18 protein-coding genes are annotated in these 17,833 nt (G+C 61.7%); 6 read left to right on the forward strand and 12 right to left on the reverse strand.

Annotated elements, in window-relative coordinates:
* From WA702_RS03055 to WA702_RS03065, 3 genes are all read left to right on the forward strand, one after another.
* On the forward strand, positions 1–1,136 hold a 1,136-nt coding region (locus WA702_RS03055), incomplete at its 5' end, for an isovaleryl-CoA dehydrogenase (protein WP_425109051.1).
* A 302-nt stretch (positions 1,137–1,438) separates the two neighbouring features.
* Positions 1,439–2,575 (forward strand): DUF898 family protein, encoded by a 1,137-nt coding sequence (locus tag WA702_RS03060; protein ID WP_425109075.1) that lies wholly within the window; start codon positions 1,439–1,441, stop codon positions 2,573–2,575.
* A complete protein-coding gene (locus WA702_RS03065) occupies positions 2,550–3,692 on the forward strand; it encodes a M48 family metallopeptidase (RefSeq protein WP_425109052.1) in 1,143 nt (380 codons plus the stop codon). Before WA702_RS03060 ends, WA702_RS03065 begins: the two co-directional genes overlap by 26 nt.
* Before the next feature lie 206 nt (positions 3,693–3,898).
* Here the strand turns inward: WA702_RS03065 and WA702_RS03070 are convergent, their stop codons facing one another.
* Both WA702_RS03070 and WA702_RS03075 read right to left on the reverse strand, forming a co-directional pair.
* On the reverse strand, positions 3,899–4,726 hold the full coding sequence (locus tag WA702_RS03070) for a DUF2927 domain-containing protein (RefSeq protein WP_425109053.1): 828 nt from the start codon (positions 4,724–4,726) through the stop codon (positions 3,899–3,901).
* 5 nt (positions 4,727–4,731) lie between these two features.
* Complete coding sequence (locus tag WA702_RS03075; RefSeq protein WP_425109054.1) at positions 4,732–5,301, reverse strand: L,D-transpeptidase; 570 nt, start codon at positions 5,299–5,301, stop codon at positions 4,732–4,734.
* Positions 5,302–5,593: 292 nt separating this feature from the next.
* Here WA702_RS03075 and WA702_RS03080 point away from each other — a divergent pair, with 292 nt between their 5' ends.
* Positions 5,594–7,141, forward strand: a complete 1,548-nt coding sequence (locus WA702_RS03080; protein ID WP_425109055.1) for an acetolactate synthase large subunit — start codon at positions 5,594–5,596, stop codon at positions 7,139–7,141.
* Between the two features lie 146 nt (positions 7,142–7,287).
* Entirely contained in the window at positions 7,288–7,779 is a 492-nt protein-coding gene (locus WA702_RS03085) for a hypothetical protein (protein ID WP_425109056.1), read from the forward strand.
* A 162-nt stretch (positions 7,780–7,941) separates the two neighbouring features.
* Here WA702_RS03085 and WA702_RS03090 read toward each other — a convergent pair whose 3' ends face one another.
* The 10 genes from WA702_RS03090 to WA702_RS03135 form a co-directional block, all read right to left on the reverse strand.
* Positions 7,942–8,148, reverse strand: coding sequence for a hypothetical protein (locus WA702_RS03090; RefSeq protein WP_425109057.1), 207 nt, complete (start codon positions 8,146–8,148; stop codon positions 7,942–7,944).
* Between the two features lie 267 nt (positions 8,149–8,415).
* A complete protein-coding gene (locus WA702_RS03095; protein ID WP_425109058.1) occupies positions 8,416–9,369 on the reverse strand; it encodes a hypothetical protein in 954 nt (317 codons plus the stop codon).
* A gap of 73 nt (positions 9,370–9,442) precedes the next feature.
* Complete coding sequence (locus WA702_RS03100) at positions 9,443–10,048, reverse strand: hypothetical protein (protein ID WP_425109059.1); 606 nt, start codon at positions 10,046–10,048, stop codon at positions 9,443–9,445.
* Positions 9,967–11,733 (reverse strand): hypothetical protein, encoded by a 1,767-nt coding sequence (locus tag WA702_RS03105; RefSeq protein WP_425109060.1) that lies wholly within the window; start codon positions 11,731–11,733, stop codon positions 9,967–9,969. Before WA702_RS03105 ends, WA702_RS03100 begins: the two co-directional genes overlap by 82 nt.
* A 60-nt stretch (positions 11,734–11,793) precedes the next feature.
* The gene (locus WA702_RS03110) at positions 11,794–13,008 is read right to left on the reverse strand and encodes a hypothetical protein (RefSeq protein WP_425109061.1); all 1,215 of its coding nucleotides are present in this window, start codon (positions 13,006–13,008) and stop codon (positions 11,794–11,796) included.
* 524 nt (positions 13,009–13,532) lie between these two features.
* Positions 13,533–14,048: a hypothetical protein gene (locus WA702_RS03115; protein ID WP_425109062.1), complete on the reverse strand. Its 516-nt coding sequence runs from the start codon at positions 14,046–14,048 to the stop codon at positions 13,533–13,535.
* Positions 14,049–14,908: 860 nt separating this feature from the next.
* Positions 14,909–15,298 (reverse strand): DUF302 domain-containing protein, encoded by a 390-nt coding sequence (locus tag WA702_RS03120; protein WP_425109063.1) that lies wholly within the window; start codon positions 15,296–15,298, stop codon positions 14,909–14,911.
* A 62-nt stretch (positions 15,299–15,360) separates the two neighbouring features.
* Positions 15,361–15,564 carry a YgaP family membrane protein gene (locus tag WA702_RS03125; protein ID WP_425109064.1) on the reverse strand — a complete coding sequence of 68 codons (204 nt, stop codon included), beginning with the start codon at positions 15,562–15,564 and terminating at the stop codon, positions 15,361–15,363.
* A gap of 28 nt (positions 15,565–15,592) precedes the next feature.
* Positions 15,593–16,039 carry a thioredoxin TrxC gene (trxC, locus tag WA702_RS03130; RefSeq protein ID WP_425109065.1) on the reverse strand — a complete coding sequence of 149 codons (447 nt, stop codon included), beginning with the start codon at positions 16,037–16,039 and terminating at the stop codon, positions 15,593–15,595.
* Positions 16,036–17,337 (reverse strand): NAD(P)/FAD-dependent oxidoreductase, encoded by a 1,302-nt coding sequence (locus WA702_RS03135; RefSeq protein ID WP_425109066.1) that lies wholly within the window; start codon positions 17,335–17,337, stop codon positions 16,036–16,038. Before WA702_RS03135 ends, trxC begins: the two co-directional genes overlap by 4 nt.
* Positions 17,338–17,447: 110 nt before the next feature.
* Between WA702_RS03135 and WA702_RS03140 the strand changes: the two genes are divergently transcribed.
* On the forward strand, positions 17,448–17,789 hold the full coding sequence (locus WA702_RS03140; protein ID WP_425109067.1) for an ArsR/SmtB family transcription factor: 342 nt from the start codon (positions 17,448–17,450) through the stop codon (positions 17,787–17,789).
* Positions 17,790–17,833 lie beyond the last annotated feature (44 nt).

The following is a 17,833-nucleotide window of genomic DNA, read 5'->3' on the forward strand; positions in this document are numbered from 1 at the left end:
TCGGCGAGACCGCGGATGCCATCCGCGACACGGTGTTCTCTTTTGCACAGGATCAGATCGCGCCGCGCGCCGCCGAGATCGACCGGACCAACCAGTTTCCGCGCGACCTGTGGCCGAAGCTCGGCGAGCTCGGCCTGCATGGCATCACCGTCGAGGAGGACTATGGCGGCTCCGGCCTCGGCTATCTCGAGCATTGCATCGCGCTGGAGGAGATCTCCCGCGCCTCGGCGTCCGTCGGCCTGTCCTATGGCGCGCACTCGAATCTCTGCGTCAACCAGATCAGGCGCAACGGCAGCGAATCGCAGAAGCGCAAATATCTGCCGAAGCTGATTTCCGGCGAGCATGTCGGCGCGCTGGCGATGTCGGAACCGCAGGCGGGCTCCGACGTGGTGTCGATGAAGACGCGTGCGGAGAAAAAGGGTGATCGCTTCGTCCTCAACGGCAACAAGATGTGGATCACCAACGGACCCGTGGCCGAAACACTGGTGGTCTATGCCAAGACCGATCCGGCGGTGGGGCCGCGCGGCATCACCGCCTTCATCATCGAGAAGGGCATGAAGGGATTTTCCACCGCGCAGAAGCTCGATAAGCTTGGCATGCGCGGCTCGGACACTTGCGAGCTGGTGTTCGAAGATTGCGAGGTGCCGGAGGAGAACGTGCTCGGCGAGGTCGGCCGCGGCGTCAACGTCTTGATGTCCGGTCTCGACTACGAGCGCACGGTGCTTGCCGCGGGACCGCTTGGCATCATGCAGGCCTGCATGGACGTGGTGCTGCCTTATGTCCACGAGCGCAAGCAGTTCGGCCAACCGATCGGCACGTTCCAACTCGTGCAGGGCAAGGTCGCGGACATGTACACGACGATGAACGCCTCGCGTGCCTATGTCTACGCGGTCGCCAAGGCTTGTGATCGCGGCGAGACGACGCGCGAGGACGCGGCCGGCGCCATTCTCTACGCCGCGGAGAAGGCGACACAATGCGCGCTGGATGCGATCCAGCTTCTGGGCGGCAACGGCTACATCAACGATTATCCGACCGGGCGATTGTTGCGCGATGCCAAGCTGTACGAGATCGGCGCCGGCACCAGCGAGATTCGCCGCATGCTGATCGGTCGCGAATTATTTGAAAAAATCACATAAGGCAAAAATCGTCAAAAATTTTCGACGGCGATTCGGAAAAGCATGCCGTATGATCGAACCGTGACGTGCGTCATGGCGACAGACGAGTGTGGCGGGTGAGAAGTTCCGATCGGTCGTTCGGCGCGCACATTATCGGAACATCCAATCCAAAGTCGCACCCGATGCATAGAATCTGCTGCTATTTTTTCGAGATTCGCAGAAATGGCTGCGGCGAGTTGATGCGCCTTCGGAAACGGGGCACCGGTGAGCGTTGCTCTTTGCCGGTGATTTGATCCGGGCAGGAGGTTTCAGTCGTGAATCAGATGAGTTTCGTGCCGCAGCCGCCGCCACCGCTGCCGCCGGCGTCCACCTCGTTCTCCGGCGGGCGCGGCAGGTTTTTCCGGCTGGTCAGCCGGGGCGCGGCGCTGGAGCTCGTGACGCTGGGCTTTTATCGCTTCTGGCTCGCCACCGATATCCGCAGGCATCTATGGACCAACACCATCGTCGACGGTGACGCTGCCGAATACACCGGTCGCGGCAAGGAGCTGCTGATCGGTTTCCTGTTTGCGCTGGCGATCCTGGTCCCGATTTATCTGGCCTATTTTCTGGTCAGCATCGAAGCCGAGCGGTTCAAGGGATTCGCCGGCGTGCCGCTAGTGATCGCGTTCTACGCATTCGGCCAGTTCGCGATCTACCGCGCGCGCCGCTATCGCCTGACCCGCACCGTCTGGCGCGGTGTCCGGTTCTGGATGGATGGCTCGGGATGGGCCTATGCCGGCCGCTCGATGCTGTGGACGATGCTGGTCGTGGTCACACTCGGCTTCGCTTGGCCGTGGCGCGAGGCCGCGCTCGAGCGTTACAAGATGCGGCACTCTTATTACGGTGACCTGCAAGGACGTTTCGAGGGCAGGGGCTGGGATTTCTTCAAGCAAGCCTGGTGGCTGTGGCTGTGCACACCGATCGCGATCGTGCTGTTTCCGCTGCTGCCTTTCCTCTATGCCCGGTTTCGGGCGATCGAGTGGCGCTGGTGGGTGTCTGGCATTCGGTTTGGCGGCGCAGACCTGCAATCGACGCTGCGGCCGGGCGCGCTCCAGGGTCTTTACTGGAAAGTGATCGGCTGGTTCGCGTTGCTGTCGCTCGCCTCGGGTAGCTACTTCGGCGTCGTAGGTGGCCTGGCCGTGAAATTCGGCGAGGATGCCGCCGATGATGGGCTGCCGACGCCCGAGGTGTTGCTCGACAATATTCCGTTGCTCGTCATGTTGGGGCTCGGCTACGTCGCCCTGATGCTGGCGCTGAACGTCGTGATGCGACTCTATCTGCTGCGTGACATCTGGGTGAAGGTGCTGGACTCGGTCGAGCTGCGTGGCCTCGAGGCGCTAGCCAATGTCGTCGCCAAGGGCGATCTGGCGAGCGCGCTCGGTGAGGGATTTGCCGATGGTCTCGATGTCGCCGGCTTTTGACGCGGCTGCATCCGGCACGCCTGATGATCGTGCCGCGAACCACGCTGCCGCGCGCCCGGCGGTCGGCGCTGCGGTCTATTTCGACGGCGTCTCCAACCGCCGGCAGGCAGTCAACATTGCGCTGGTCAACCAGCTCGTCATGCGCAGCGACGACAATTTCGTCTCCTGGGCCTATCCCGACCTGCGACGGGTCGACAGCCCGGCCGGCACGCTGCGGGTGAGCTGTCGGTCCGCGCCGCCGCTCGCCAGGCTCGAGATTCGCGATTCCGCGCTGGCTGCCGAGCTGGTCGCGCGCTGCGCCGAGATCGACGAGAATCAATTGAGCGGCGGAGCGATCGCACGCATCGTGGCCTGGTCGGTGGCTGCGGCTGCGTCGATCATCGCGGTCGTGCTGTTTGCGATTCCGCTTGCGGCCGACCGGCTCACGCCGCTGGTGCCACGGACCATGGAACGGCATCTCGGCGAGGCCGCCGAGGTGCAGCTCACGACAGTGTTCGGAGACAAGATCTGCAAGGGGACGGCGGGCCAGGCGGCCTTCGCGAAGCTCGTCGAAGCCCTGCGGGTGCCGGCCGGGCTCGACGCGGCGGTGGTTTCATCGGTGCTGGATACGCCGATCCCGAACGCCTACGCGCTGCCTGGCGGGCGGTTCTTCCTGCTGAGCGGCCTGTTGGAAAAGGCACACGACCCCGACGAGATCGCAGGCGTGCTGGCGCATGAGCTCGGCCACCTCAAGCACCGCGACAATGTGCGCGAGCTGATCCACAATGGCGGCAGCTCGTTCCTGATCGGACTGCTGTTCGGCGATGTCACCGGGGCAGGCGCCGCGCTGTTCGCCTCGCGGACGCTGGTCAGCGCGTCCTACTCACGCGAGGCCGAGCACGATGCGGACAGCTTTGCGATCGACGTGATGCACAAGCTCGGGCGGCCGACCCGTCCGATGGGCGAGCTGATGTTCCGCGTCACTGGCAAGGAGGGCAGCAAGCGGCCCTCAATTCTGGCGAGCCATCCCCTGAGCGAGGACCGGCTGCAGCGGATGCGCGCCGAGGACCGGCCGCCGACCGGCCCGGAGCTGCTCAGCGCGGAAGAGTGGAGCGCGTTGAAGGGGATTTGCAAGTAGTTAGTCGGGCTGATTCGCCGCGGCAAGCTCGATGCGCCTTCTCCCTTTGTGGGAGAAGGTGGCGCGAAGCGCCGGATGAGGGGTCTGTTTCCGCGGATGCAGACCCCTCACCCGGCTCGCCGCCGCTTCCGCGTCGGCGATCCACCCTCTCCCACAAGGGGAGAGGGTGCACCGTTCGTGGTGCCCGGTTCACTCCGATCAATCTTTCAATCCGGCAGATTGTTCGTGTTCTTCACGAAGGCGCGGACGTCGGGCAATACCTCGGGCAGCACCGCTTTCACCTCTGCGAACGTCATCCCGGCCTTGATGCGAGGATCGTAGAGCAAATTGAGGATGTACTGGTCGTAGACGTCGAAGAAGCCCATCGAGACATTGTCGTTGAACATGGTCCAGGGCACGCTCGATGTGTCGTTGATCGGCCCGAGCGACTGCAGCAGCTCCTCATAGGCGCAGTCGAGGAAGACGAAGTCGCCATTGTCGACTGTGAGGATGACGTCGGAATGCTCGATCTCGTAGGCGTCGTTCTTGCGGAAGCCGGACAGGCATTGCGGATCGAGCGAGTGCTTGATTTCGCGGGCGCGCTCGTTGCCATAGGCCTGGCTGATGGTGCGGTAGAGATCGCGGTCGCGCACCAGCTTGACGTGGACACTGGCGTCCTCGTCGCTCTCGGTCATGGCGATGTCGAGGTGCTGGATCCTGGCGCCGATGTCGGTGACGACCTTGGCGAGCTGGGCCTTGCGGTCGGCGCGGTGGCCATCGGCGAACACCCGCACCGGCATGTCGTATTTGCGGATGCGGTCGACTCGGCCGGCGAGATGATATTCGGCGCCGAAGGCGGTCTTGAAGAAGCCGTCGGTGATCTCGGCGTCGGTGAAGCTCTTCTTCTCCATGCGCTGGCGCGCGACGACCGCGGGAATTTCGCCGGCCGGCGCCGGCAGGGCGGTGGCCGGGACGAGCAGCGTCGTCCATGTTGCCGCCCAAAGAATCGCGCGGCTTCGGCCGCGCCTTGGCGCGGCCTGCAGGCTTTGAACCATCTGTATCAGTTCTTGACGATCACCGTGGCGCCGACCGAGACGCGGTCATAGAGGTCTGTGACGTCCTCATTGGTCATGCGGAAGCAACCTGACGAGACCGCCTGGCCGATGGTCTCGGGCTCGTTGGAACCGTGAATGCGGTACAGCGTCGAGCCGAGATAGAGCGCGCGGGCGCCAAGCGGGTTCTCGATGCCGCCGACCATATGGCGCGGCAGATCGGGCCGGCGCGCGATCATCTGCCGGGGGGGCGTCCAAGCCGGCCATTCCTTCTTGGCGGAAATGCGGTGCACGCCGCCCCAGCGGAAGCCGTCGCGGCCGACGCCGATGCCGTAGCGGAGTGCCTCGCCGTCTCCCAGTACCAGATATAGCCGCCGCTCGGCGGTGTTCACCACGATGGTGCCCGGCGCCAGGTTGGTCGGGTACATGATCGTCTCGCGCGGGATCGGGCTCGTGCCGCCCTGGATGAAACCCGGGCCGGTACCTGTGAAGTCCGGCGAACCGAAGAATTCGGCGCGCGCGGCGCTCGTCGCCAGGCCGATCGCCACGGCCGCTACACAGAACGCACGCATTATCATCGCCATTTCCCCCGCAATATTCCTGACCTTCAGACTGGCCATAAACGTTCCGTTGCGCAACCCACGGCAGCGTGACAGCCGGCGCTTTCGCTCAAGATCGTAACCGAAAATTTCCTGCACGCCCCGGTCGTATCTTGCCGGCATGATGCTCCAAGACCTGTTAGCCAAGTCCCGCCATTGTCGGCGAGACGATGGCTGCAATGCGGCTTCCCCCTTTGACTGCGCCCGCGAACAATGATTGATCTGAAGTTCCTTCGAGAAACCAAAGCCTGACGCGAACGGGAGCGAGATGATGAACGGTGCGGAAAGTCTGGTGCGGACCCTGGTCGCGGGCGGCGTTGACGTTTGCTTTACCAATCCGGGTACGTCCGAGATGCATTTCGTCGCCGCGCTCGACCGCGTGGAGGGCATGCGCTGCGTGCTCGGCCTGTTCGAGGGCGTGGTGACCGGTGCCGCCGACGGCTATTTCCGCATGAAGGGCACCCCGGCCTCGACCCTGCTGCATCTCGGTCCCGGCCTCGCCAACGGCCTTGCCAATTTGCATAACGCCAAGAAGGCGCGCTCCGGCATCGTCAACATCGTGGGCCAGCACGCGACCTATCATATCGGCCTCAACGCACCGCTGACGTCTGATATCGAAGGCCTCGCGCGGCCGATGTCGGACTGGGTTCGCACCTCGCCGAACGCCAAGGCGATTGCGACCGACGGCGCGGCGGCCATCGCTGCCGCGAAGAGTGCGCCGCCGCAAATCGCGACCCTGATCTTGCCTGCAGATACCGCCTGGAACGAGGCTGATGATATCGCGCAGGTGCCGACCGAGAGCCAGCGCCCGAACTATTCGTCGCAATCGGTGGAGCAGGCGGCCAAGATGCTGCACGACGACGCCGAGCATACGCTGCTGCTGCTCACCGGCAACGCGCTGACCGAACAGTGCCTGGCGCTGGCGCAGCGGATCGCCGGCAAGACCGGCTGCAAGGTGATGGGCCAGACCTATCACCCGCGCATGGCGCGCGGCCGCGGCCGCTTCTCGATCGACCGCATCCCTTACGTGATCGAGCAGGCGCTGCCGATCCTGAAGAATTTCAAGCAGATCGTGCTGGTCGAGTCCAACGACCCGGTGGCCTTCTTCGCCTATCCGAACAAGCCGAGCATGCTGAAGGCGGAAGGCGCCCATGTGCACCGCATGACCGCCTGGGGTGAGAATTCGGAAGGCGCGCTGGCCGCGCTCGCCGACGGCCTCGGCGCCAAGGCCTCCGATGTGAAGCCGCAGCAACTCGCCGAGCTGGTGAAGCCGACCGGCGCGCTCAACCACACCACGATCGCGCAGGCGATCGCCTATGCGATTCCGGAAAATGCCATCATGGTCGACGAATCAATCACCACCGGCCGCGGCTTCTTCCCGCTGACGGCCGGCGCCGCACCGCATGACTGGCTGCAGAACATGGGTGGCTCGATCGGCTTCTCGACGCCGGTCGCGACCGGCGCCGCGGTGGCCTGTCCGGATCGCAAGGTGATGTGCATGGTCGGCGACGGCAGCGCGATGTACACGATCCAGTCGCTGTGGACCCAGGCGCGCGAGAACCTCAACGTCGTCACCATCGTGTTCGCCAATAAGATTTATCAGATCCTCCGCGGTGAGTTCGATGGCGTCGGTGCCGGCCAACCCGGCCAGCGCGCGCAGGACATGCTCAAGATCGACCGCCCGACGCTCGACTTCGTCGCTATGGCCAAGGGCATGGGCGTCCCGGGGCGCGCCGTCACCACCGCCGACGAGTTCAACAAGGCGCTCGCGGAGGCCAATGCGGAAGCAGGCCCCCGCCTGATCGAAGTGCAGATGTAACGCTCAACTGCAGCGCTCACGTCTTGCGGCGGTCGCAAAACCGCCGCCACTCCATGACAACATCACGGCTGTTCCGCGATCGGCGATTCGCGCTGGTCGTGCGGGTGTCTTGACCTACTCATCCTGTTGTCGCGTTTTTGGGACGTATGCACTCCGAGCTTAGTCGATTGATCTCCGCATTGCAGGAGTTCTATGCGCGTGAGCGCTTCATCCTGGAGCGGGACCTTGGCGAGCGCACGCTGACGCACCGGCTTGCGGTGCAGATCGAACGGCATTTCCCCGGCTGGGACGTCGATTGCGACTACAACCGGTTCGGCGACCGCGCGATGCTGCTGCCGCGCGGATCGATCGTGTCGACCGATGATCCGCTTGGCAAGTCGGTCTATCCCGACATCGTCGTGCACCGGCGCAGCATTCCGCAGCATTTGCTCGCGGTCGAGGTGCGCAAGGCCGCCAATCACCAGCCGCTGCAGCACGATCTGCACAAGCTGATGGCGCTGACCGACCCGCATCTGTGGTTCGCGTTTGCCGGCGGCGTACTGCTGACGCTCGGCCGAACACGCATGGCCGGCGCGGAGGTCTATGTCGGCGGCCAACGCGAGGCCGAGCTGTCGGCGTGGTTTGCAGCCCGGCTATAGCGCGTGCAGCCGGTTATTCCGGCCTCTTCCGTCGAAGGCCTTTAACAGCGAAAAAGCCGCCCCGAAGGGGGCGGCCAAGTCTCAATTCAACGCTTTAATGCACCGCGAGCAGCGGCATGCGAGCGACGTGAGGCTTAAGACGCGAGGCTTAAGACTTGAAGCTTACTTGGCCTCTTCGCCCTCGGACGACGACTTCGACTTCTTCGCCTTCTTGTGCTTGCTCTTGCTCATCTTCATGCCGTCACCCTTGCTCATGGTATCGCCGCTCGTGGCTGAGGTGCCGGCGGCGCCTGCCTTGTCGGCGGACTGGGCAAAGGCGCCCGAAGACAGCAGGGCGACAGCAGCGGTGGCGATGATGAGTTTACGCATTGCAAGAACCTCCAGTGGGTTTGAACGAAGCGCACCATAACGGAACTTTCACCGCGACGTTCCGTCGCAGGTATCAGTTCTTTGTGAGGAACTCGTCATTCAAAAGCCGCTTTGACCGCCGTTCGGCCGGAAGTAAGCACTTGTGTGATCCGTCGAATGCGACTCAGAGCGCCACGCATGCGAAGGCATCAGCCTGCAAGAAGATTGTGATACAACTCATGATTGCGCGGTGGCGTGGGGCAGCGCATCTCCGCATGCGCCGCCACATCAGACGTCTTCTCCGAACTCGTGTTCGGGCTGTGATTTATTCTCCTGCTCGGATTTGAGGTCGTGCGCCAGGCCGGCCATCATTTCCGCCACTTCCTTCTCGATTTCCTCCAGCTCCTTGGCAAGTTGCTGCCGCTGCCTTTGCCGTTCCGCCTTGCTTTCCTGGTCTATTCTTCTCTGTTCCGCCTGCTCTTCGGGGCTGAGGTCGCCGCCCAAGCCAATGTCGTATCTGTAGATCACGTACTTCGTGATGTTGATCTGTGCGTAAAAGCGGGGCGAAACCGCTTGTTGCACGAACGCCAGCAGGTCGTCCAAGGTCGAAAACAGAAACAGGCCGAGGTTGGCGTCGATGAAATGAAAGATTTTCCGGCCCGGCCGCAGTTCGAGGCCAATTGCATGGCCGAAGGGCTTGTCTTTGAATTCGTACCATTTGAGCGGGATGTTTCCCGTCAGCGCGAGCCGGATGAAGCCGGATCCTTTCAGGCCTTTGACATGGTTGATGAGGTCCGGCAGCGAATGCTCGATCACGAACCGCATGCAATCGATTCCGCCAGTCGCGAGCTTCGTGAAAAACAGCAAGGCCAATCTGGCCTCGTTCGCCGATTCAACGTCACCCGTCTTCTCGAAGCCCTCGATCTGGGCAAGCCGCTTCGCCAATCCCGCCCGATGCAACGCCAATTCATTGCTGAGTTGCGCCTGCTGCGCGATGTATTCGTCTGGAATATTCGCATTGAACAGCAGTCCGTTGTTGTCGCGCTTGGTGAACTTTGCGATGAATTTCATCCGATCCGATCGGTATCCCCGAAAACTGGCGAGCCAGTCCGTCACAATTGCATTGCAGACGCCCTGTGAATTGTCCGCCAGCAGCTTCGGGGCCTCGGCCTGGTTGATCCACGCCGACACCGTGCCATTGAACCGCCGCGCGTAACCCGTCCAGTCCGCCAGTTTCGCCATGACGTTGCTCCTTCCGCGGTTGAGCCCGTGCCTAATTAGGACGACCGTGCCGCGTCGCCTCTGCGTACTGATCTCACATGGCAAGCGCCGCGCGCGTTATCGCGCACGCTTCTTCCAGTTTGCCGTAAACGGTCTTGATGGCGTCCTCGATGGCGGATTCGGCGAAGCCGATCCCCTTCATTAGCTCCTTCACTGCGTCCTGGCCCACGTCCGAGAATACATTCGCGAAAACCTGTGCCACATGCTCGACGGCGTCCTTGAACGCCTCGAAGTTCTTCTTGACCCAGTCCGCAAAGGCGGAGGCGAGGTTGAGCACCTTCTTCAAGAGGTCCTGCAGATGATCCTTGATCCATTGCAGCAGCAGCGCGCCGAAATCCGCGATCTTGGAGGGCGCCTGCGTCAGGTCGACGTCGATCGAGAATCCCTCGTCAAGATCGAGGCCCATGAAGCTGAACTCGAGTGAGCCGCCGAGGCTGAACTTAGGCGGCAGCAGACCGGCGCCGATCGTGCCGCTGATGCCGATTTCGAAGTTCGGCAGCGAAATCGACGGGATCGGGAGCACGCCGAACAGATCGAATCCGCCGAGCGTCACGTTCTTCAGCCCGAAATCGTAGGCAAGTCCGGCGCTGAACGCCAGCTTCTCGCGGCTAACAAGGACGTCGATCTTTTGTTGTGCCACGCTCCGCTTCCCGAGGTCCCGGCCGCCACATCGTAACTGAACTTGATGCCGTCATTATTGGCCTCGCCCAGAATGTCGATCTTGATGACGTCGAGCAGGACGACATGGGCGGCGACGAAAAGGTAGTACTTATGCTGGCTGTCGAGGAACGACGAAACCTGCAGCGCAGGCCCTTGGTGCGACGATGGTGTGCCGGGCGAGACCGCTAGGTCCTGCTTCGAATCCATCGCGATGGCGGTCGGCCGGCTCAGCGTCAGGACGTTGCCGAGTTCGATCGAGTCGGGAAATTCAGCGCTACCGGCGAATCGCTGGTTGGCTTGCTGCACTTCGACATAGAGCCGGATCGGCTTTCCGAACAGGGCGATGTCGTCGACGAATCCGAAGCCCTTTTTGTAGACCGTGGTGTCAATCGTCACCTGATCGACCAGCACCGCCCAGAACCGGAGATCCTGGATTTCCAGGAACAGGTCGAGCAGCTTGATCTCCGCGATCCACGGCACCACCGTGGTTTCCGGCGGCAGGTCGTAGATGTCGATGGTGGTGATGCCCTCGAGCACCTCGCCGAGCTTCAGCATCTGGTCCGGCGTGTCGCTGTGCAGCGCGAAGGCCAGCGCCGAAGGGGCTTCGAAATCGGTGATGGCGCCGGCCACTGCGAACAGGAACGATTTGCCCCGCTTTGTCGTGAAGTCGAACGCGCCGGCAAGCGTGATGGTGACGCCGTCGGCCAGAGCGACCGCAATGGCGAACTGCCTTACGATCAGCCGCTGGTAGCCGAACGGGTGCACCCAGTCGACCACCGCGAGGGCTAGACGAGCCGTCCCGTCGGTGGTGACCGCGCCCGTCACTGCCAGCGATAGCTTGTTGCCGTCGACGTCGACAGTTCCGCGCGCGGTGGCGCTGACTGATGCGTTGCTAGTGCCGGTGCTTTCCCAAGCCAGATCGAATCCATTGAAGGTGAACGCGCCTTTGCTGTAGTTGCTTCCGAGGTGTGCGATCAGCATGGTGCTTTCGTCAGTGCCGAGCGCGGCGAACACGCTGAAAACGGTCTCGATGCCGAAGATCTGGTTGAGAACGGCGACCGAGCCGAGATTGAGCCGCATCGAGGCGAAGAAGTTGACGCCGGCGATGACCTTGAACTTGTCCTGTTGCAGCGCCGGCACGTCGTTGATCGGAATCATCTGCCGTTGCTGCGCGGGGGACGGCGCGACCGAGGTCAGGATCAGCCCGGCGCTGTCGATCTCGATCGCGCTGAGCGGCTTCCATAGCGAACCCGGCGTCCAGCCGGCGCCCGGTGCCCAGTTGGGCGTCCAGATCCCGGCCGCAAACCCGGTCGCCGTCTCGGTCTTGAGCACCAGCGCCATCAGGTTGAAATTCGTCGTGCTGCCGATCGCCACCGTGGTGCGCAGGATGAAGTCGTAGGTGGCGGCGGCGCCGCCGGTCGTGTCGCGGGTGAACTGAACAAAGGAATCGAGCAGGTCGATCTCGGGGAAGCCGGGCGGGAACGGCAGATCGGTCACGCTGGCGATCTCGCGCGCCAGGTCGGTCAGGCCGATCTTCGGCAGGTTGGCGCGGATGATCAGCGGCCCCGGAACGTCGTAGGCGATCGACAGCGTTGCCACCGTATCGAGGGCGATGGTGCCGGCAAACGAACCCTGGATCGGTCCGCCGGACGGGTACATGAGCATCAAACTGAGATCGCTGATGATCAGGTCCTTCGGCCCGAGCGAGATCACCCATGGATTGGGCTACTGCGCTATCAGTGTCGTGAAGGAATAATATGTGCCCGGCGCAACGATCACGTTCATTGCATCGATGGTCAGATCGCTCGGCGGCGGCACCGCCGGAATGTAGGTTTGCATCAATCTCTTGAGCGGGATGGTCTGCGCCCCGCCGAGTTCGGCATAGGCGGTGAAGCCGTCGCCTTTGCGCGCCCGCAACAGGATCGGCACGCCCTCGATCAAGATCGTGCCGCCGACCGTGACGTCGATGCGGGGACTGCTGAACGGACTTACGACATCGAAGCGCGCGTAGATCGCACGGACATCGAAATGGTCGGTGCCCGGCCACAGACGCCAGGTCTGGTCCGGCATGCCGATGGTGGCCGAGGTGCCCAGCACCGCGAGGCGTCCGCCCGCTGTCGAGATCTCGATCTTGGCGTTCTCGAGTTCGAGCTTGCCGAGCACGTCGCCGGCCTTCTTGAGCGGATCCGGCATGTCGTCGATCAGCGATCCGGTGCCGGCGAGTTTGGCCACCGTGACGCCCTTGAATGTGCCCAGCAAGGTCGCACTGTCGGCGCCAGCTTGGGTTTCCATTGCCAGGTCGACCTCGATGGCCGCGCTCGGAATGCTGATCTTTCCGAGGAAAGCCGCCACCGGAAGGTAAGTCCGGTTTTGATTCAGCCAGTCATAGGTGAGCGGGTTGTAGATGCGGAATTCGGTGGCCTGAAAGGTCAGCTTGCCCCCGAGCGTCAGCGGCTTTGCCTTTAGCGGCGCCTTCAGCATGATTCCAGGCACCGGCGTGACGACTTCCGCGCTCCAGGGAAAGTGATCCGGATCCAGCGGCCGGCGCGGCGGCAGCTTGATAGCGGGATCGGGCATGAAGATCGGCCCCGACAGCACCAGCGTGTCGGACGTGCCGAACAGGACCTGCTGGAATACGCCCATCAGATCCGAAGGACGGATGCGGCTGGCGAAGTTGAGGCCCGGCATGAGTGAAATGCCGTATCCCGGCTCGGTGCCGCCACGGGATGTGGCGAAGAAGCTGGCGTCGACGAACGACAAATCGTCGAGCGGCGACATCACCGGGCCGTCGGGCTGGATGCGGGCGTAGTTGAACAGCCCGGGCAGGTGCGGAAAACTCTGCGAAAACTTCCAGCTTCCGGTCGGCATCGACCTGCCGACCATGGTGTATTGAATCAGCACGTGGACGGTGGTCCCGTCGAGCGTGAAGGTCGCCAGCACCGGAAGTCCGAGCGGGCAGGGGCGTCGAGAGAAACGCGGTACGGCCGGAGATCACGACCTCGTTGTTGGTGCCGTCGCCGGGGCCGGGCTTGGCCTCCCTGATCACCACGGAGCGGCCGAGATAAACCGAGCGCAGCAGCGCGTCCACCTCTGCCCCAAGCGTGCCGAGATTGATGGAGACCGAGTCGCCCTGAATCGAAAGGGTCTTGCGCAAATCCTGATAGTTCATCGCCGTCACCCTGCCCTTCGGGTCGAACGCACGTGTCATGGATTGCGTACAGGTTTTCTCCTTGAGGGCCGATCCGCACCGGCACCCGCATCAAGATGGCAATCTGTACTCATTGACTTTAAATGTCTTGTACTTGCCCTGGTAATTACCCAGCACGGCCTTCGTAACTAAAATAAAAAGTCCTCTGAATTCCTTGAAGTAGAACCAGCCTGTATTCGGATCCAGAAAATGATAAACGAAATTCTCCGGACCACTTCCCTGGATCGGCTGCAGATTGAATGCGACGGCGTGGCCGCTATTTCCGGCCATCATGTGCAGCGTGAATGCGTATGACACTTGTTTGAGTACTTTGAGGTTGGACGAAGCCATCGGCCGTTTCGAATGTGACGACATTTTTGCATTGATCGCCTCTCCTTACGGTCGGCTCGATTTTGAAATAATTTTCAAACATCGCATCAGATTCGACTTTTTTATTCGGATTATCTTTTTGGTATTTCTGCGCGGCCGAAAGTAATTTGTCCAATGTCTCCACGTTCAATGTGTATTTGTCCTGCAATTCCTTTTGCCGATCGATGTATGCCTTCGGCAAGGAGTATTCGAGAAACTCTCCCTTCGAATCGACCGCCACAAACTTATTGTAAAACGCGGCGCGGGTTCGGACGGAGTCTAGGCCTTCTATCCATTCCAGCGTAACTGCATTGCAGACCCCATCGGACCCGGTCCCTTTCAGCGCTTGCGTCTGATTGATCCAGGCGACCATTACGCCGTTGCACTGGCTTGTATAACCCTGCCATGTTTTCAGATCGGCCATCGTCGGTTCGCTCTTTCGGTGTGAACTTGGCTCTTCCCTGCCGTCTTGAAGCCGCCCGAACTGCGGACGGCAGCTCATATCGATGTGCTCGCCCGCCCGCGATTGCCGCTATCCGTCCGGCTTTTCCGCCGTCACCAGGCGTCCTTCTGGCGGTCGAGCCGCGTTTCGTGATGGCGGTGCCGTCCGGTTCTGTCTCTGGAATCATTTTGGCGGGCAATCCGAATGGTGCGCTGAAACAGCGTTTGATATCACCGGGCGTGAGGTTCGGAGTATGAACTGGCTGACAGTCCCGGTGGCTTTCGCGGCTTCATCCTTTGAAGTTTACGCGATCATTTCCACCGACCCCGGTCCGCTTGACTGTGCCAGGCATGCGTCCGCCCGCGTCGGCGAGCAGAAAAGCGTTTGCGTCGCGATGAGGTTTGTTTGTCGGGAAGCCGTCGATCGAGGCACTGGAAGGATGGAGAGGGCGTTCGGACCTTGGCAGATCAAGCCAGTGACCGGACTTCACGATGCAGTCCCTCTCAAAGAGCTATCGAGCGCCTTCGACATCCGCTATGCGAGATTGATCACTGCACCGTCGACGCGGGTGGACGCATTCGGCGCTTCGCGTTCGCGCGCACGCCGCACGCTTCCTATCGTTTGAAGGTGTCAGGCTGCATGTGTCGGCGCAGCGTCATCGCCATCGAGATTGACGCGGCGTGATTTGAGCTGGTGGCGGGTCGGCGTTATCTCGATCATAAGCGTCGGAATCCAGTCGCAGATATGACAACGATACCTACATCGCCACGGGCCCTGAGCTCTTCGCGAACCTTGGCAGCGATGGCCCAGATGTTTCTTGTTGAGAAGACGCGCGGGCGCATTCAGCCGATGTCGGCAATAACTTGTTTGAGCAGGGTCCTTACCTGGCTGGCAACCTTGCCGAGGCCGGGGTTATCGATTGCATTCATCGATGCCACGGGATCGACGGCGGAGACCTCAACCTTGTTGGCGTCGCGCTGCTGCACGATCACGTTGCAGGGAAGCATCGTTCCGATCCTGTCTTCCAGCATCAGCGCTTCATACGCCATCTTTGGATTGCAGGCTCCGAGAATAAGATAGGGGCGGAAATCGGCGCCGATCTTCTTCTGCAGGGTATCCTTGACGTCAATCTGGGTGAGGACGCCGAAGCCGTGCCGCTTCAGCGCCTCGGTTGTCGCGGCGACCGCGCTATCGAATGGGAGGTTGACTGTTTTGGAAAAATGATAGGTCATCGGACGCTCCCTTTTGAGGTGGACATCGACAGATCAATCTGGACGGATCAAATCCGGCCGATCTAAGAGAACGCGTTGCCGCTTCGCACTCCGAGCTTCTTGAAGACGGTGGCTGCCGGGCAGAAGCCGGTGAACGATGCCTGGATCATGTTCAGGCCGGCGAATGCCGTCAGCAGATACCAGTAGGGATTGACCAGATAGCCGAGTGAGAGGCCGAGTAGGACGACAAATCCTGCAAAGGTAAGAACTGCTTTATCGATATTCATGAGGTGGTACTCCGTCGGGGGTTGAAGGTTATGAGGACCCGGCAAGCCCGGCCCTCGTCCAGGCGACGATATTCTGCGTGTCCATCGCGCCCGATTTTCGTGAAATCTCGCGGCCGCCTTTCATCAACAGCAGCGTGGGGATGCCGCTGATTCCGAGGCGTGAAGCGACGGAAGGCGCGGTATCGGCGTTGAGTTTCAGCAAGCGAACCTGCGGCTCGAGTTCTTTGGCGGCCCGCTCGAACATCGGCGCCATGGTCCGACAGGGTCCGCACCACGGCGCCCAGACATCGACAAGTACGGGGATATCGCTGTGGGCGACATGTCGGCCGAAGCCGGCCTCGTCGACCTCGATGGGATGGCCTTCGAAAATCGGCTGGTGACAGGATCCGCAGCGGGCAGCCGTCCCCACCCGCTCGGCGGGCAGTCGATTGATCTTCCCGCAATGTCCACAGACGATCTGTCGGCTGGTACTCATGTTCCCGTCCTGACCTCCTTGACCCTGACCTCTTTGACCTTTGCGATGTTGAGCCTGTCGAGCACAAAACGCTCGTAGAACGGCTCGCGCTCACCGCGCCGGATTTTGCGCAGGAAGTATTTTTCGAACGCGACCTTCGCGTGGTGAACCCATTCACCCTTGGATGACCAGTTGACGTTGCGGGGCGGGATCTGCGGCTGCGCCAGGAAGGCGACGCCGGAATCGCCGAAATCTGCCAGGCAGATCGCGTTCCAGGTCGGCTGCGCCGTTGGCTCCTGGTCACGGAGCAGGGCGCCGATGTTCATGGCGGTAGCCGTGACCATGGATTCAATCATAAAGCCGGTCTTGGGCACGCCGACCGGCACCGGCGTCGTCCCAACGGGTGCGATCGCGATGCAGACGCCGACCGCGAACACATTTTGGTAGGCTGGGTTGCGCTGGTGCTTGTCAACGATGACGAAGCCGCGCGGGTTGGTGAGCTTCTCGATACCGCGAACGGCTTCGACGCCGCGGAATGCGGGTAGCATCATGGAATATGCGAAGGGCAGGTCATGGGCCTTGTGGACCGTGCCATTCTCGGCAAATTCCTCCACCGACATCTTGCCGTGCTCGATGCGATCGATGCGCGCGTTGGTGATCCATTTGATGTGCTTTTCGCGCATCTCGCTTTCCAGGAGCCCTTTGGTATCGCCGACGCCATCGAGACCGAGATGACCGATGTAGGGCTCGGAAGTCACGAAAGTCATGGGGACGCGGTCGCGCAGCTTGCGGCGGCGCAGCTCGGTTTCGAGAATGAACAGGAACTCGTAGGCCGGGCCAAAGCAGGATGCGCCTTGTACGGCTCCGATCACGACCGGTCCTGGATTGGCAGCGAGCTTTTCGAAGGCCTCGTGGGCATGGGAGGCGTGATCGACGTGGCAGATCGATTCCGTGTGGCCGTCTGGTCCAAGCCCCGGGATCTCGTCAAATGCGAGTTCCGGCCCGGTAGCGACGACGAGGTAGTCGTAATTGATAGACGTTCCGTCTACGAGCTCGACGCGATTTTCCGCCGGATGCACGCGTTGTGCGCCTTGCGTCAAGAGCCGGATTCCCTTGCGCTTCATGATTTCAACCAGATTGATCTCGATATCGCTCTGTTTGCGCCAGCCGACCGCGACCCAGGGGTTGGACGGGACGAAATGATAGACAGGTCCCTGCGAGACCACCGTGAGGCGGTCGTCCCTTCTCAACTGCGGCAATAATTCATAGGCCATCAGCGTCCCGCTGAGACCGGCACCGATCACTACTACTTCCGCCATGGTCGCCTCCGTCTGCTCTCTCGTTACTGGGTTGCGGCTGCGCCAATTGAGCTTTGGCCTGTCGAGTCCGACGCTTGACTATATATTCGAATCATCGTATATACGCAAGTATGAAAATGAACATAGAAGCCATGGAGGCTGCCGCCGATCGCGCCAGCGACCTGCTGAAAGCCCTGTCCAATCGCCATCGGCTGCTGATCATCTGCCAACTGGTCGGTGGCGAGCGCTCGGTCGGGGATCTCGCTGAATTCCTGGATCTTCGCGATTCCACGGTGTCTCAGCATCTTGCGCTCCTTCGCAAGGATGGCCTGGTCTCGGCCCGCCGCGATGCTCAGACGATCTATTATTCGATCGCAAGCGATCCCGCGCGCGAAGTCCTGGCCGCGCTCTATCGCGTCTACTGCACGCCGACCAACAGCAAGGCCCCGCGAAGGAAGACTACGCAAGCCTGAGTTGCGGGGTGTTGAGGCAGGTCAAATGTCTGCGCGGATGAACC

The sequence above is a fragment of the Bradyrhizobium sp. genome, assembly GCF_049798375.1.
GTDB lineage: Bacteria > Pseudomonadota > Alphaproteobacteria > Rhizobiales > Xanthobacteraceae > Bradyrhizobium.

Excerpts from the sequence above, each read along its gene's own strand:
- WA702_RS03060 (WP_425109075.1), top strand. The coding sequence starts at position 1,439 with ATGAGTTTCGTGCCGCAGCCGCCGCCACCGCTGCCGCCGGCGTCCACC.
- WA702_RS03065 (WP_425109052.1), top strand. The coding sequence starts at position 2,550 with ATGGTCTCGATGTCGCCGGCTTTTGACGCGGCTGCATCCGGCACGCCT.
- WA702_RS03070 (WP_425109053.1), bottom strand. The coding sequence starts at position 4,726 with ATGGTTCAAAGCCTGCAGGCCGCGCCAAGGCGCGGCCGAAGCCGCGCG.
- WA702_RS03075 (WP_425109054.1), bottom strand. The coding sequence starts at position 5,301 with ATGATAATGCGTGCGTTCTGTGTAGCGGCCGTGGCGATCGGCCTGGCG.
- WA702_RS03080 (WP_425109055.1), top strand. The coding sequence starts at position 5,594 with ATGAACGGTGCGGAAAGTCTGGTGCGGACCCTGGTCGCGGGCGGCGTT.
- WA702_RS03085 (WP_425109056.1), top strand. The coding sequence starts at position 7,288 with ATGCACTCCGAGCTTAGTCGATTGATCTCCGCATTGCAGGAGTTCTAT.
- WA702_RS03090 (WP_425109057.1), bottom strand. The coding sequence starts at position 8,148 with ATGCGTAAACTCATCATCGCCACCGCTGCTGTCGCCCTGCTGTCTTCG.
- WA702_RS03095 (WP_425109058.1), bottom strand. The coding sequence starts at position 9,369 with ATGGCGAAACTGGCGGACTGGACGGGTTACGCGCGGCGGTTCAATGGC.
- WA702_RS03105 (WP_425109060.1), bottom strand. The coding sequence starts at position 11,733 with ATGCTCATGTACCCGTCCGGCGGACCGATCCAGGGTTCGTTTGCCGGC.
- WA702_RS03115 (WP_425109062.1), bottom strand. The coding sequence starts at position 14,048 with ATGGCCGATCTGAAAACATGGCAGGGTTATACAAGCCAGTGCAACGGC.
- WA702_RS03120 (WP_425109063.1), bottom strand. The coding sequence starts at position 15,298 with ATGACCTATCATTTTTCCAAAACAGTCAACCTCCCATTCGATAGCGCG.
- WA702_RS03125 (WP_425109064.1), bottom strand. The coding sequence starts at position 15,564 with ATGAATATCGATAAAGCAGTTCTTACCTTTGCAGGATTTGTCGTCCTA.
- trxC (WP_425109065.1), bottom strand. The coding sequence starts at position 16,039 with ATGAGTACCAGCCGACAGATCGTCTGTGGACATTGCGGGAAGATCAAT.
- WA702_RS03135 (WP_425109066.1), bottom strand. The coding sequence starts at position 17,337 with ATGGCGGAAGTAGTAGTGATCGGTGCCGGTCTCAGCGGGACGCTGATG.
- WA702_RS03140 (WP_425109067.1), top strand. The coding sequence starts at position 17,448 with ATGAAAATGAACATAGAAGCCATGGAGGCTGCCGCCGATCGCGCCAGC.